The sequence below is a fragment of the Pantoea sp. EKM103V genome, assembly GCF_011800365.1.
Classification (GTDB): Bacteria; Pseudomonadota; Gammaproteobacteria; order Enterobacterales; family Enterobacteriaceae; genus Pantoea; species Pantoea anthophila.
Genome location: NZ_JAALFQ010000004.1, coordinates 256,177 through 270,555 on the forward strand (window position 1 = coordinate 256,177; position 14,379 = coordinate 270,555).

General features: G+C 56.2%; 15 protein-coding genes. 6 read left to right on the top strand and 9 right to left on the bottom strand.

Translation table 11 applies throughout. The features are described 5' to 3' along the window. Positions 1-2 precede the first annotated feature (2 nt). Positions 3-332 (top strand): DUF485 domain-containing protein, encoded by a 330-nt coding sequence (locus HFD97_RS12020; protein ID WP_009092580.1) that lies wholly within the window; start codon positions 3-5, stop codon positions 330-332. After that, positions 329-1,984, top strand: a complete 1,656-nt coding sequence (locus HFD97_RS12025) for a cation acetate symporter (protein WP_046101025.1) — start codon at positions 329-331, stop codon at positions 1,982-1,984. Before HFD97_RS12020 ends, HFD97_RS12025 begins: the two co-directional genes overlap by 4 nt. Positions 1,985-2,062: 78 nt before the next feature. On the opposite strand, the gene HFD97_RS12030 is transcribed toward HFD97_RS12025, so the two are convergent. The 3 genes from HFD97_RS12030 to HFD97_RS12040 form a co-directional block, all read right to left on the bottom strand. Continuing rightward, positions 2,063-2,608 carry a YfaZ family outer membrane protein gene (locus tag HFD97_RS12030; protein WP_167431899.1) on the bottom strand — a complete coding sequence of 182 codons (546 nt, stop codon included), beginning with the start codon at positions 2,606-2,608 and terminating at the stop codon, positions 2,063-2,065. A gap of 136 nt (positions 2,609-2,744) precedes the next feature. Further along, a complete protein-coding gene (locus HFD97_RS12035; protein ID WP_046101024.1) occupies positions 2,745-3,440 on the bottom strand; it encodes an LrgB family protein in 696 nt (231 codons plus the stop codon). After that, on the bottom strand, positions 3,433-3,858 hold the full coding sequence (locus HFD97_RS12040) for a CidA/LrgA family protein (RefSeq protein ID WP_150028760.1): 426 nt from the start codon (positions 3,856-3,858) through the stop codon (positions 3,433-3,435). Before HFD97_RS12040 ends, HFD97_RS12035 begins: the two co-directional genes overlap by 8 nt. Before the next feature lie 102 nt (positions 3,859-3,960). Between HFD97_RS12040 and HFD97_RS12045 the strand changes: the two genes are divergently transcribed. Continuing rightward, positions 3,961-4,863 carry a LysR family transcriptional regulator gene (locus tag HFD97_RS12045; protein WP_009092585.1) on the top strand — a complete coding sequence of 301 codons (903 nt, stop codon included), beginning with the start codon at positions 3,961-3,963 and terminating at the stop codon, positions 4,861-4,863. Positions 4,864-4,905: 42 nt separating this feature from the next. Here the strand turns inward: HFD97_RS12045 and HFD97_RS12050 are convergent, their stop codons facing one another. From HFD97_RS12050 to soxR, 4 genes are all read right to left on the bottom strand, one after another. After that, the gene (locus HFD97_RS12050; RefSeq protein ID WP_009092586.1) at positions 4,906-6,555 is read right to left on the bottom strand and encodes a Na+/H+ antiporter; all 1,650 of its coding nucleotides are present in this window, start codon (positions 6,553-6,555) and stop codon (positions 4,906-4,908) included. Positions 6,556-6,700: 145 nt separating this feature from the next. Continuing rightward, positions 6,701-8,050: an NCS2 family permease gene (locus HFD97_RS12055; protein ID WP_058957003.1), complete on the bottom strand. Its 1,350-nt coding sequence runs from the start codon at positions 8,048-8,050 to the stop codon at positions 6,701-6,703. Between the two features lie 358 nt (positions 8,051-8,408). Beyond that, the gene (locus HFD97_RS12060; protein ID WP_167432000.1) at positions 8,409-9,074 is read right to left on the bottom strand and encodes a glutathione S-transferase family protein; all 666 of its coding nucleotides are present in this window, start codon (positions 9,072-9,074) and stop codon (positions 8,409-8,411) included. A gap of 39 nt (positions 9,075-9,113) precedes the next feature. Then, complete coding sequence (gene soxR, locus HFD97_RS12065; protein WP_009092590.1) at positions 9,114-9,599, bottom strand: redox-sensitive transcriptional activator SoxR; 486 nt, start codon at positions 9,597-9,599, stop codon at positions 9,114-9,116. 100 nt (positions 9,600-9,699) lie between these two features. On the opposite strand from soxR, the gene soxS reads away from it, so the two are divergent. Together soxS and HFD97_RS12075 are read left to right on the top strand one after the other, a co-directional pair. Continuing rightward, positions 9,700-10,125: a superoxide response transcriptional regulator SoxS gene (soxS, locus tag HFD97_RS12070; protein ID WP_009092591.1), complete on the top strand. Its 426-nt coding sequence runs from the start codon at positions 9,700-9,702 to the stop codon at positions 10,123-10,125. Between the two features lie 254 nt (positions 10,126-10,379). After that, positions 10,380-10,661 carry a YjcB family protein gene (locus HFD97_RS12075; protein WP_009092592.1) on the top strand — a complete coding sequence of 94 codons (282 nt, stop codon included), beginning with the start codon at positions 10,380-10,382 and terminating at the stop codon, positions 10,659-10,661. 72 nt (positions 10,662-10,733) lie between these two features. Here HFD97_RS12075 and HFD97_RS12080 read toward each other — a convergent pair whose 3' ends face one another. Further along, positions 10,734-11,684 carry an ATP-grasp fold amidoligase family protein gene (locus HFD97_RS12080; protein ID WP_033736441.1) on the bottom strand — a complete coding sequence of 317 codons (951 nt, stop codon included), beginning with the start codon at positions 11,682-11,684 and terminating at the stop codon, positions 10,734-10,736. Positions 11,685-11,692: 8 nt separating this feature from the next. Then, on the bottom strand, positions 11,693-12,949 hold the full coding sequence (locus tag HFD97_RS12085; RefSeq protein WP_167431898.1) for an oligosaccharide flippase family protein: 1,257 nt from the start codon (positions 12,947-12,949) through the stop codon (positions 11,693-11,695). 525 nt (positions 12,950-13,474) lie between these two features. On the opposite strand from HFD97_RS12085, the gene HFD97_RS12090 reads away from it, so the two are divergent. Beyond that, positions 13,475-13,870 carry a transposase gene (locus tag HFD97_RS12090; RefSeq protein ID WP_009092595.1) on the top strand — a complete coding sequence of 132 codons (396 nt, stop codon included), beginning with the start codon at positions 13,475-13,477 and terminating at the stop codon, positions 13,868-13,870. Positions 13,871-14,379: the final 509 nt, after the last annotated feature.

Genomic DNA, 14,379 nt, shown 5'->3' on the forward strand with positions numbered 1-14,379 from the left:
TGATGAATGACGCCCTTTCGAGTCAGGATGCAATCAATCAACAGATTGAACGTAATCCCCGTTTTCATGAGCTAGTCCGTAAACGCCAGGCGTTCGCGACGCTGCTGTCGCTGATTATGCTGGTGCTCTATGTCGGTTTTATTCTGCTGATTGCGTTCGCGCCCGGCTGGCTCGGTACGCCGCTGCACGCCGGCACCAACGTGACCCGCGGTATCCCGATTGGTGTCGGGCTGATTGTGGTCTCCTTTCTGCTGACCGGCGTCTATGTCTGGCGCGCCAACGGAGAGTTTGACCGTTTAACCAAAGCGATCCTCAGCGAGGTGAAATCATGACCCGACTCACCTTATGGCTGCTGGCCCTGATGCTGCCCTTCTCCGCGCTGGCCGCCGATGCGATAACCGGTGCCGTGCAGCGTCAGGCAACCAACTATCAGGCGATCATCATGTTTATGATTTTCGTCGGGGCCACGCTGGGGATTACTTACTGGGCCTCCAGACGAACCCGTTCACGCAATGACTACTACACCGCGGGCGGCAACATCACCGGCTTCCAGAACGGTCTGGCGATGGCGGGAGACTTTATGTCCGCGGCGTCGTTCCTGGGCATATCGGCGCTGGTTTACACCTCCGGTTATGACGGGCTGATCTACTCGCTCGGCTTCCTGGTCGGCTGGCCGATGATTCTGTTTTTAATCGCCGAACGGCTGCGTAACCTGGGTCGCTATACCTTTGCGGATGTCGCCTCCTATCGTCTTAAGCAGATGCCGATCCGCATCCTCTCCGCCTGCGGTTCGCTGGTGGTGGTGGCGCTCTACCTGATTGCGCAGATGGTGGGGGCCGGGAAGCTGATCCAGCTGCTGTTTGGTCTTAACTACCATGTGGCGGTGATTCTGGTCGGCATTCTGATGGTGATGTATGTGCTGTTTGGCGGCATGCTCGCCACCACCTGGGTGCAGATCATCAAAGCGGTGCTGCTGCTGTTTGGCGCCACCTTTATGGCGGTGATGGTCATGAAGGCGACCGGTTTCAGCTTTAATACGCTGTTCACCGAAGCGATGGCGGTCCATCCTAAGGGCGCCGCCATTATGCAGCCTGGCGGACTGGTCAAAGATCCCATTTCGGCGCTGTCACTTGGCTTAGGGCTGATGTTTGGTACGGCTGGCCTGCCACACATTCTGATGCGCTTCTTCACCGTGGCCGATGCCAAAGAGGCGCGGAAAAGCGTCTTCTGGGCTACCGGCTTCATGGGTTACTTCTACTTCCTGACCTTCATTATCGGCTTTGGGGCCATTCTGCTGGTCGGCGCGAATCCGGCGTTTAAAGATGCGGCGGGTGCGCTGATAGGCGGTAACAACATGGCGGCGGTGCACCTGGCGAATGCGGTGGGCGGCAGCACCTTCCTCGGCTTTATCTCTGCGGTCGCTTTTGCCACGATTCTGGCGGTGGTGGCGGGCTTAACCCTGGCAGGCGCGTCGGCGGTGTCGCACGATCTCTATGCCAGCGTTTACCGTAAAGGTCAGGCCAGCGAAAAGGATGAACTGCGGGTCTCTAAGATCACCGTGCTGGCGCTGGGCGTGGTGGCGATTGCGCTGGGTATTCTGTTTGAGAAGCAGAACATCGCCTTTATGGTCGGGCTGGCCTTCTCTATTGCGGCCAGCTGTAATTTCCCGATCATCCTGCTGTCGATGTACTGGTCAAAACTCACTACGCGCGGCGCAATGGTGGGCGGCTGGCTCGGTCTGCTGACCGCGGTGATCCTGATGATCCTCGGCCCGACGGTGTGGGTGCAGGTGCTGGGCAACGCCACACCGATCTTCCCGTATGAGTATCCGGCGCTGTTCTCGATGATCGTGGCCTTTGTAGGCATCTGGCTCTTCTCGATCACCGACCATTCGCCGCAGGGGGCAGAGGAGCGTTCGCGCTTCCGGGCGCAGTTCATTCGCTCGCAGACCGGCACCGGTATTGAACAGGGTAAAGCGCACTGATCGCCCTCTGAAACGGGCAGAAACAGGCCATAAAAAAAGGGCGGCTGATTGAGCCGCCCTTTTCATTCATGTCGCGTATCAGAAACGCAGTGAAGCGCCGACATAAGGACCATCGACCAGCACGTTATCTTTGCGTCCATCTTTGTTGTTCAGCTCGATGTACTGATAACCCACGCGCAGGTTAAGCAGTGAGACCGGCGTGAAGCTCAGGCCGCCCGCCACTTCCTGGTAGCTGTCGAGCTGATCGGTGAAGGACTCCGGCGCATAGTAGTATTCGCCATACAGGCCCCACATGCTGTTCAGGCTGTAGTGTGCTGCACCACCCAGCGCCACCGCAAATCCATCTTTTCCATCTTCAGGATGGGTGAAGATCGCTTTTGCGGTCGGCGCCAGACGCAGCGGCCCGAAATCGACGTTGTAACCCAGACCGGCACCGTAGGTGCTGCCGTCATGGTCGCTACGCAGCCAGTTACCCTTCAGAAACAGCCCCGGCGTGGTGGTGCCCAGACCCAGATTCAGGTTGGTGTTGTGTTCACTGACATCAACACTGCCTTCGATTGCCTGAGCGGCACCGCTCAGTAAAACCAGCCCGAGGGCGCTCCCGGTAACAAGTTGCTTAAACATGATTCCACTCCGTGAAAGGACAATTAATTCGGCCGCAAGGTTAACAGCCTGAAAAACGGAGACAACATTATCCGGAAAACTTTACGTAAAAATACGTGTCGCGGTCAGGAGGGTCGCCTGCGCAGAGCAGTGTAGACTATATCGTCCACATCAGGTGTCCAATCAGCGGAGCCAGAACCACGGTCACCACGCCAGAAAGCATCATCACCAGGCTGGCGACAACGCCCTCCTGCTGCCCAAGCTGATAAGCACGTGCCGTTCCGGCGCCGTGCGATGCTGCGCCCAGTCCCGCGCCTTTCGCTACGCCCTGCTTAATGGCAATGCGCAGAAACAGGACGTCACCCACCGCCATGCCAAACACGCCGGTGATCACCACAAACAGCGCCACCAGATCGGGCTGTCCGCCAATCGGCCCCGCGGCGGCCAGCGCAAAGGGGGTGGTGATGGAGCGAACGGCGAGGCTGCGCTGAATCGACTCCGGTAATGTCAGCAACCGCGCCAGCCAGACGGAACTGCAGACGGCCACCAGCGTGGCGGTCACGACGCCCGCGCTCAGCGACAGCCAGTGACGCTTAATAATCGCCACGTTCTCATATACCGGCACGGCGAAGGCCAGCGTGGCGGGCCCCAGCAGCCACAGCAGCCAGTGGTTTTCAGCGATGTAATCCTGCCAGCTGATGTGCGTCAGCAGCAGCAGCGCCACCAGCACCAGCGGCGTCATGACCAGTGGCATCAGCAGCAGCGTCCGCCAGCGCCGGTAGAGCCGTTTATTCAGCGCATAGACCAGCAGGGTCACCGCCACACAGAGCAGGCTGAGCAGAATATCACGCATGGGGGCCCTGCTTACGCGCGGCGCGCGCGACTTCATACTGATAAAGCCGATCCACGACCCAGGCGGTAGAAGCCAGCACCAGCACGGTACTGACGCCGATCACCACGCAGATGCGCCAGCCGTCGACCCGCAGCAGATCGCCATAGTTGACCACCGCAACCACGGCCGGAATGAAGAACAGCAGCATCTCGGCCAGCAGCCAGCGTGACCCCGCTTTCACCCAGTTGAGCGGCACGACGCGCGTCACGATCAATGCCAGCAGCAGCAGCATGCCGACGATGTTGGCAGGCAACGGCAGATGCAGCCACGTCACCAGCCGGTCGCAGGCGATAAACAGACCGATATAGAACCCCAGCTGCAGCGGCAAACCCAGCCATTGCGCTGCGCGATGACTGCGTGGTGTGAGTGCTAACGCCATACCCTTCTCTCCCGATTAAATTCACCGCACCAGTATAAATCGGCGACAGAAGGTGAAAAAAATGAATTAAAATTATCGCAATCATGCCTTAAAGGAATAGTTATGGACGTCCGCGCCCTGCGTTACTTTACTGAAGTGGTTCGTCAGCAGAGCTTTACCCGAGCGGCACAGAAGCTGTTTGTGACGCAGCCGACCATCAGCAAAATGCTGCGCCAGCTGGAGGAGGAGCTCGGCTGTACGCTGCTTCTGCGTGATGGCCGTCGCCTGCATCTTACCGACAGCGGACAGGCGGTCTATCAGCGCGGGCTGGCGATCCTGCAGGAGTTTCATCAGCTGGAAGCGGAGATCGGTGACATCAACGAGCTGAAAACCGGTGAGCTGCGGCTCGGCATTCCACCGATGGTCGGGATGCAGATAGCCGGATCGATCTCCGCGTTTCGCCGCCGCTATCCGGGTGTGGCGCTGAAAATTTCGGAGTTTGGCGGGCTGACCGTCCAGCAGGCGGTACTGGCGGGCACTCTGGACATCGCGCTGACCGCCCTGCCGGTTGACGCCGGGCTGCCGCTGAACACCCTGCCCCTGATGCACCATCCGCTCTGCGTGCTGCTGCCCCGGCATCCGGCGTGGCTTGGCCGCCAGCAGATTGGACTGGCTGAACTGGCGCAGCATCCGCTGCTGATTTTCAACGAGGAGTTTTCGCTGAACCGTCAGCTGATGCAGGCATTTCAGCGGCTCAGTCTGACGCCGACGATAGCGGTGCGCAGCGGCCAGTGGGACTTTCTGGCGGCGATGGTGCAGGCGGAAATGGGGCTGGCGATTCTGCCGGAACCGATCTGTCAGCGGCTGGATAAGCACTCTTTATTGTGGCTGCCGCTGGAGTCGGAGCTGAAGTGGAGTCTGGGTCTGATCTGGCGGGAAGGCAGTTATCTGTCGCGCAGTGCGCAGGCGTGGATAGCGTGCTGTCGCGAGCACTGGCCGGATCAGCCGCCGCGTCTGTCGGTGTAGCAGGCGGGCGCGCCGCGTTATCGCAGACGCGCCCGTTGCGGATTACTCCTCTTTTTCGATCAGCAGCGCTTCCAGCAGGTCCAGGTCGTGCAGTAATTTCTGCATCGTCTCATTGGAGATCTGCTGAGTGGCGCGCAGATGATAGACCTCGGCGCGTTCGGCGCGCAGCCCGGTCAGGCGGAAGCGACGCTCCAGGTTTTCAGCGAACAGCGCATGTTCGAGGTCGTTCTTCCCTTCGGCGCGACGACGTAAGTTGCCGATCACCCGCAGGCTCACCTCTTTCAGCAGCTCCGGATCGATATTCTCTTCCGACTCCTTCTCCAGCCGCTCTTCCATTTTGTGCAGGCTCTCAATCGCGGCTCCGGCCATGACGGCACGGGCGTTCTGCAGTTCGCGGCGATGCGCACCCTTGTCGATGGTATCGATGCCGCGCAGCAGAATCGGCAGGATCACCACGCCCACCAGCAGCGAGAACAGAATCACCCCGGTCGCAATAAACACCAGCTCATAACGCGCCGGGAAGGGTTCGCCATTGCTCAGGAACAGGGGAATGGAGAGCACACCCGCCAGGGTAATCGCACCACGGACACCGGCAAAAGAGGCGATCAGCAGTTCGCGCAGCGAATAGTTGGAGAACTCCAGCGGCTTCTTCTTCAGCAGGCGTTTGCTGAAGCGCTGCATAATCCACAGCCAGCCGAAACGCACCAGCATCAGCGCCAGATAGACCAGCGCGATATCAGCGAACAGCATCCAGAGTTCGACGTTGGGATCGGCCTGCGCCTGGTCAACCGAGGTCTGCAGAATGTCCGGTAACTGCAGGCCAAGCATCAGGAAGACCATGCCGTTAAAGACAAACTCCAGCATCTGCCAGACGCTGTTGGCGCGCAGACGCATCGCCAGCGGAGCCTGACGGATAATGCCGGAGCGGGTAATGGTCATACCGGCCGCCACGGCTGCCAGGATGCCTGACACACCCAGATGTTCGGCAATCAGGTAAGAGGCGAACGGCAGCAGCAGCAGCAGAACGGTCTGGGTCGCCGGGTCGTCACCGCTCCAGCGGCTGAGCAGGCGCAGCGATTTCCCGTAGAGCCAGCAGACCGCTACACCCGCCACCAGACCACCGACGGCGACTTTCAGGAATTCGATGCTCGCGCCGCCCCAGGTAAAGACCATGGTGCCCATGGCGACAGCCACGGCAAACTTCAGCGACACCAGGCCCGACGCGTCGTTCATCAGTGCTTCACCCTGAACGATCGACATAATCTTTTTAGGGATGCGGCCTTCGCCGACGATGCCGGAGAGCGCCACGGCGTCGGTGGGCGACAGTACCGCCGCCAGTGCAAAAGCGGGGATCAGCGGGATACCTGGCACCATCCAGTAGATGAGATAGCCGATACCAATTACGGTAATCAGCACCAGCGCCAGCGCTAAGCCGATAATTTCACGACCGTGATGCAGGAACTCACTGATCGGCGTCTTCCAGCCATCCGCGAACAGCAGCGGCGGGATGAACAGCACCAGAAACAGCTCCGGGTCAAAGTCGACATGCAGACCAAACGTCGGCCAGGCCAGCAGCGCACCTGCGGCGATCTGGACAAGGGGTAACGGGATCTGAAAAGGGAGAATGCGGGCCGCGACGCCGGAGAGCGACACGACCAGCGTCATGATGAGAATAGTAAAAAAGATTTCCATGCTTTCCTTAGGCGTCGTTTCTTTCAGTCATTGGTTAAGCGATAAAGTGTAAAACAAACGGCGATGAAGGGTGTCAGCTACGCGTGCGACGAGGAGGAAAAAAGTGAAAAATTCCGGACGCATTGTTACACGTCCGGTTCAGCAGTCAGATCGCCCAGCCTCCGGCATAAAACGCCACCAGCGCAACGGCAATCACGACGGTGCCGACGTTGAGCCTGCGCCACTCGCCCGCGAAGAGGCGGCCCACCACCAGGCTGGCAAACCCAATCATGATGCCGGTCACGATGTTGCAGGTGAGCACGATGATCACCGCCGTTAACAGTCCCGACATCGCATCGACAAAATCAGCGAAGTCGATTTTTGCCACGTTGCTCAGCATCAGCAGACCCACATACATCAGGGCAGGTGCCGTGGCGTATGCCGGTACCAGGTAAGCCAGCGGCGACATAAACAGAATGGCCAGGAACAGCAGGCCGACCACAATGGCGGTCAGACCCGTTTTGCCACCCGCCGCCGTTCCCGCCGCCGACTCGATATAGACCGCCGCCGGCGACGCGCCGACCAGACCGGCGAACAGGCTGCTGACAGAGTCCGAGGTCAGGGCACGGCCGCCATTGATGATCTGCCCCTGCTTATCCAGCAGATTGGCTTGCCCCGCCACGGCGCGAATGGTGCCGGTGGCATCAAAGACCGCCGTCATGACCAGTGCCAGCACGCTCGGCAGCACCACCGGCTGCAGGGCACCCATGATATCGAGGCTGAACAGCAGCGACTGTCCCTGCGCATCACGCAGGTCAGGCAGCGCAAACAGCCCGTGATACGTCACCGCCGGGTCAAAGATCAGTCCCAGCAGTGAAATAGCGATAATTGTCAGCAGGATGCCGCCCGGCACCCGGCGCTTCTCCAGTCCGATAATCGCCGCCAGACCCAGCAGGGTCATCATCACCGGAAAGGTGGTGAAGTGGCCCAGGGCGACCGGCAGGCCGGGAGCCGGATTTTTAACGACAAGGCCCACGCCATCCGCCGCAATCAGCAGCAGAAACAGACCAATTCCGACGCCGGTGCCGTGTGCCACCCCCATCGGCAGGTTGCGCAGGATCCACGCACGGATACCGGTGACGGAGATCAGCGTAAAGAGCAGGCCCATCAGGAACACCGCACCCAGCGCGACCGGTACGCTGATGTGCTGACCCAGCACCAGGCTGAATGCGGTAAAGGCGGTTAACGAGATCGCGCAGCCAATCGCCATCGGCAGATTGGCCCATAAGCCCATCAGGATAGAACCAAAGCTGGCGACCAGACAGGTGGCGACAAAGACGGCCGTCGGGGAGAAACCGGCTTTGCCCAGCATTCCCGGCACGACGATCACGGAGTAAACCATCGCCAGAAAGGTGGTGAGTCCGGCCAGAATTTCCTGACGCACGCTGCTGCCTCGCGCCGAGATTGAGAACCAGGCGTCCAGTTTTCCACTGGCCGGGCGTGATTCAGTTGACATAATTGAGCCTCAAAAATTTTTGTTGTGTGGATCGCTCTGCGGCCATCGCTGTCCCTGGAATAAGCGGGTAGACGGTAACCCTGACCGGGCGAACCGGGCAGGCAAACGTTTACCTTGCCGCAGAGTGTGGGTCGCTAAAGGCAGCCGGATAAAAAGGCAGGCGATTATCCGGCGTTTGGCGGCACAGTTTCAACTGTCAGAGGGAGATTGTTCAGCATAAAGATCCGCGGTTCAGGGCGGAAAAGCGTGCAGCCGGGGCCAGTGCAACGCGCTGACGCATTGAAGTTAAAGCGGTTTCTGACGGACGGGGCACCGGCATAGCCGTGAAGAGACACGGCTCGCCGGGCGAAAAAGAGGATCAGCCTGGCAGCGAAAGCTCGCCGCCCTGAGCGATCGCGCGCTGCCAGGCGGCGCGCTGCTGCACGGTCTCTAACCATTTCTGGGTGGCGGGCATCTGATCCAGCCCGGCGCGCTGCGCCAGTGCCAGCAGCGGAAAGCTCATCTGGACATCGGCTATGGAGAAGCGCTCACCGGCAAACCAGGGGTTAGCTGCCAGATGCTGTTCAATCATCTTCATGTGCGGCTTTAGCTGTTTATCCAGATACGCCTTCTGCACCCCTTTCCCGAATGCCGCCCCGACCGGACGCAGCAGCCACGGCACCGGGGCTTTGCCCATCTGCCCGAAGATCAGCTTCATCACCAGCAGCGGCATCAGCGATCCCTCGGCGTAGTGCAGCCAGTAGCGGCACTGCAGACGTGACGCCTCATCACTGATTTTCAGCCGGAAGGTGTGATCGTAGTTCTCTTCCAGGTATTCCAGGATGGCTCCCGACTCAGCCACAACCCGGTTGCCGTCGGTAATCACCGGCGATTTCCCCAGCGGATGCACCTTTTTCAGCGCCTCCGGGGCCAGCATCGTTGGTTCGCGTTGATAGCGTTTAATCTGGTACGGCACTTCCAGCTCTTCCAGCAGCCACAATACGCGTTGCGAGCGCGATTGCTCAAGATGGTGAACGGTTATCATCATGATTCCCTGTGTTTTGACCTCTCCTCAGTATAGACGTCACTCCACATCCGGATGTTTATCATCCTGTTCCGGGTCCAGCAGCACCGCTCCCGATCCCTGCTCGCCCAGCCGGTCGCCGGGATTACGCAGCGGGCAGTCGCGCATCGACAGGCAGCCGCAGCCGATACATCCATCCAGATCGTTGCGCAGGCGGGTCAGGGTTTCGATGCGCTTATCCAGCTCTTCGCGCCAGTGCCGGGTCAGCGCATCCCATTCCGGTGTCGACATCCGTTTGTCAGCCGGGATGTGATCGAGACTGTCGCTGACCGTCGCCAGCGGAATACCGATGCGCTGAGCAATCTTGATAATCGCCACGCGTCGCAGCACGTCACGACTGTATCGCCGCTGATTGCCGCTGTTACGCGTGCTGAAAATCAGCCCTTTGCTTTCATAGAAGTGCAGTGCCGACACCGCCACACCACTACGGCGCGCCACCTCACCCGGTGTTAACACCGGTTTTGGATAGTTGCGTTCTTTTTTCATCAGGCCCTTTACCTCAAGTTAACTTGAGGAATTATACTCCTTCTCTATCAAAACGACGAAACTCCCTATATCACTTATTAAGCACCAGAAGGATGAGGCCATGATGCAAGAAGAGATCATTCATTCCCTGACGCACTGGATTGACCAGAACCTCGACAAGAGTCTGTCGATCGATGAAGTTGCCGCTAAATCGGGTTATTCAAAATGGCACCTGCAGCGTATGTTCCGTACCGTGACGAAACAGACGCTGGGTGGCTATATTCGTGAGCGTCGCCTGACCCTGGCAGCAGAAGCGCTGTCGCAGACACAGCGCCCGGTTTTTGATATCGCAATGCAATATGGCTACGACTCGCAGCAGACCTTCTCCCGCGTGTTTCGCCGCCAGTTTTCGCAGACGCCAACCGCCTACCGGCATACCATGCGACGTCAGGCGATTCAGCGTCCTCGCCTGCTGAGCTTTGGCTGCAACGACGGCATTGGCAGCTATACCCAGCGCACCACCGGTGAGTGCTGTCCGGTTCGCTGACCGGCAGATGCGCCTGCAACAGGCGCATCTGACTGAATTTCCCGCACTTCCTCCCCTGCCGTTCATTTTCCCCCCGCTCCGGCTGCCATACCAGAGTCAAATTTTGTTCAAAATTTAAAATCGGGTGATATAATGTGACCCAAGTCACACTTTGAACCTGGTTTGACGGTGAAAAAGCCCCTCCTGACACGCTTTTCTGCCGCCGGTGATGTCCGCGAATTGTCAGGAATCCTTACTGATATTGAGGTCCACCGATGGCCACGTTAACCGCCAGTTTTCTTGTTATGCGCTGGGAGTTGCTGAGCGCAGTTCTGATGTTTTTTGCCAGTACCCTGAAAACCCGACTGCGTCAGGATAGCCGTCATGTGATGGCATTTATGTGTGGCGGGATTGGTTTAGGTGTGACCTGCTGGTTTGTGACGGGGCTGATGGGCATTACCCTGAGCATGGAAAACGTGCATAACTTCCTGGAAATCTCAAAGCATGCGTTTATCGATGTGATGAGCCAGGCCCCTGCTGACTGGCCGATGCCCTGATCGATCGCGATAATCCCCAATCGACAGGCATAAAAAACCCCGCTGCGCGGGGTTTTTTATATTGCTGTGTGTTTAAATTTTCTTCAACATGGCAGGGATGTTCACATCCTGCACTGTAACGCCCGGGCTCTGCGTTCCGCGGCGGTCCTGAATCCACATATCTCCCATCATCTGATTTAAACCGCGATCCAGTCCGGTGACCAGTCCTGCACCTGGGGTGAAGGTCAGTTCGCCAAAGTAGATCCGCTCGTCATGGATATACCAGTCCACGCGCACATAGTCGAAATCACTGGCCAGCTTCTTGCTCAGTTCGAGCGCATGTTCCAGTGACGGCATGATCGGTGAGACATCCAGCCCGGTGTCACGAATCTTGTGATACGCCTCCTGGAGGTTATTCACGTAGAAATTCATCGACAGCAGCGGCTGGCAGCGGTTGTAGATCACCTGCAGCACATATTCAAACCGACCATCGCGCTTGTTGAACATATGGAACTTGTAATCGATCGGCGCGCTTTTGCCATCACCAATGTACTTCTCCACCAGAATACGTGGCTTGATGTAGCGATAGTGAATCTCACGCGCTTCGTTGGCGAAGTCGGTCTTCAGCCAGCGATAGCAGTCATGAATGATCTGCTGCTTGCGCAGGGCATCCGGCTCTTCCAGCAGAATCTCTACCATGTTGGAGGCGTGGTTCGGTTTGATCACCGTCCCCTTCCAGCAGGGTAAGCTGTTCAGCGTGGTCGGGTCAGTGGTTTCGTGTACCAGCGGGATCAGGTACTCATCACCGATTTTCTCAGCAATGAATTCGCGCACCGAGTACTTATCTGACAGGCGACCGTAGTTCTGGTAATCGCCGAAGATAAACTTACGGTACAGCACCTTCTCGTTGAACACTTTTGGCTGACGCAGATTGGGCAGTTTTCTGAACTTGTGGAAGTAGTAGATGCGATCCTGATAAGCCCAGGGCATCTTCTTAATAAAATACTGCACACTTCTTCTGAGTTCTTCTTTCAACTTGAGCATATCTGACCTCATTTGTAGGTTTTGTAGTTGAGTGAGGAAACCTGAATCTTTTGAATGACGCCGTTTTTAAAGAAGTAATTCATTACGGTCAGGGACAAAAGTTCTGAAAGGAAAACGCTCCACGCGGCCCCCATGATGCCGTGACCCTGGATCAACCACCAGGAGAGCGGCAAACTGATGACCATCAGACAGACGATTTTCCTCAGCAGGTAATTGAATCCTCCCTCTTTAACCATGTAGCGATAGGCTACGGTCCCCATTGCCGAAAAGCTGGTGGCTATCGACAGCAACGTAATGAGACTTCCTGACTGTGTGTATTCCGGCCCGTACAACGCGATGATGATCCGCTCGCCGAAGAGCGAGATGATCAGCAGCATCAGCAGTGAAACCGCCATAACATAGCCATTGAGCCGGGCGGCAAGCTTAATGGCGACCTCGCCGCGCTCCCTGAAAATTTCAGTGAAGCAGGAGGTGATGAGCGCCACCGGGATAAAAATCCAGGAGGCGGAAATGGTATTCGCCGCCGCAAACAGGCCGAGGTCGCGCGCCGGCGCGGTGCCTGCCAGAAACATCTGCGCCGCTTTCACCTGTACAGAGATGAAGATGCTGGAGATGGCCAGTGGCAGACCGGCATACATCAGATAACGCACATAGGTGGTACGCTTTTCGCGCGGCGGCATCTGGTCCTGATGATCCTGATAGAAGTTGTGACGCTTAATCAGGTAAGGCACCAGGGTCACCGACACAATGGAGAGCGTCAGCCAGAGCGGATTGAGGCGCAGCCAGGCGATGGTAAAGCTGATGCCGAAACTCAGCAGCATGCCTGTCGCATTGGCAACGGTATTCAGGCGCGAGGCCAGCCGCGCATTGTTGTAGACGCTGAACGTGTCCTGGGTGACAAAAACGGACGCCACAAATGAGGCCAGTGCAAATGCCAGAAAATTTTCCTGCATGTTGTACCAGACCCAGATTAAGACTGGCACCGAAGTGATCAGTAACAACACCATCCGCAGCGTCCGGGCGATGCTCATCAGACGCAGGCCTTTTGAGGCATTTTTGCTGACACGCTTAAACAGAATGGTTTCGGTGCCAAAGATGGCAACGGTTTGCACCATTGCAAATAGTGAGGTTGAAAACGCCATCTGGCCAAACACCGTTGGGCCAAAGGATTTTGCCACGTAAGACGTCACAAAAATGACGCCAAATACGGAGATGATCTTTTCAGACATCATCCAGGCGGCATTAGACATTACGCTCAATTTCATCGACTCTTCCTTAGTATTACTCAACTACAACCGCTTCGGTACAACATCCCTGTAACGAATTAATAAGCGCGCAGTAGGCCTGGCGAAAATGTAAGACTTCAGACCAGGCTGGTCCGAAAATTGAGAAGTTGATCATAATCCGGAGAGTGAATTCAGGATAATTCTTATTATATCTGGCGCGAATCACTTCAAATGGAAACGATTTCAGGCTGAAAATAACCCAACCTTAAACGGCCACAACCCCCCTATTATTCGGGTCGGTCAGGCTAAATATCCGGTTTACGTTTAATTTTTCCGTATTCGGGATGCGATGAATTTATAACAAAAATCCGCCTCCAGGAAGGCGCGGCCTGCGGATAAGAATAAAATAAGATTTATCCCATGATGATATTTATTCTAAATATCTTAATTTAGGCTTCGCTATTCCATTGGCGCACTTTAATACTGCATTAATAGAATCTTACAGTGCCAGAAATTATTAAAGTCATTCTCATCCATTAATCGATAAGAAAGGTAAGAGCATTTATGAGAAAGTCACGATACAGCGAAGATCAAATCACAAATGCCATTAAAGCTTCTGAATCGGGCGTGAAAGTCAGAGAGATCTGTGAAGAGTTAGGCATCTCTGAAGCCACGTTCTACAGCTGGAAGAAGAAGTTTTCTGGGTTGTCTTCGGAAGAAGGCAGAAAAATCAAGGAGCTGGAAGAAAAACTGCAGAATGCGACGCGTGAGCTGCAGACCCTCAACTCGGATAAAGAGATGCTGCAGAGCGTACTTAAGCACTTCTTTACCACGAATGAAAAGCGTCAGGCTGTAGACTTCCTGCAGACCACGTTTGACATCGGCACCCGCCGCAGCTGCCGCTTACTGGATATCAGCCGCAGCGTTTACCATTATCCGTCAGGCACGGAGAACCGATAACCCCCATGCTACCGCGCTTACCAGACTTAACGCTGAGATTTGTTCTTACCAGAAGAGATGAAGATCATTTAACAGGACAATTGCGGCACCCCTTTCCGCTCCATTTATAACTAATGAATGGCTTCACGGCTAAGCTTCTTTTTTTGCGGTAAAATTGATTCACAACAGCAAAAGTCTCGCATTCTACGCCGATTCTTCCCCTCCCAATCTCGTTTTAGCGGGATTGGGCCTCCTCTTTTTTTGTTAAGTGCTGCTAAACCCCACTACCAAAGCGTCTGGATACCATTAAGACGCTTTAAACTTAGAACGAAAAATAATCACGCTTCTTTTAAGTTAATCCTGGCCCTAACCCAAACTTTCTGCGGTTTCGCTTTAATTCCTTTGCGTGCCTTTCCCGCAATACTTTCTCCAGGATTAATCCGGCATAAATAGTTTATTGCTCCTTATCACTAACGTTATGTGGCTATCTTTTCACTCTCTTCATTGCGCATCATTGATGCCACAGATTA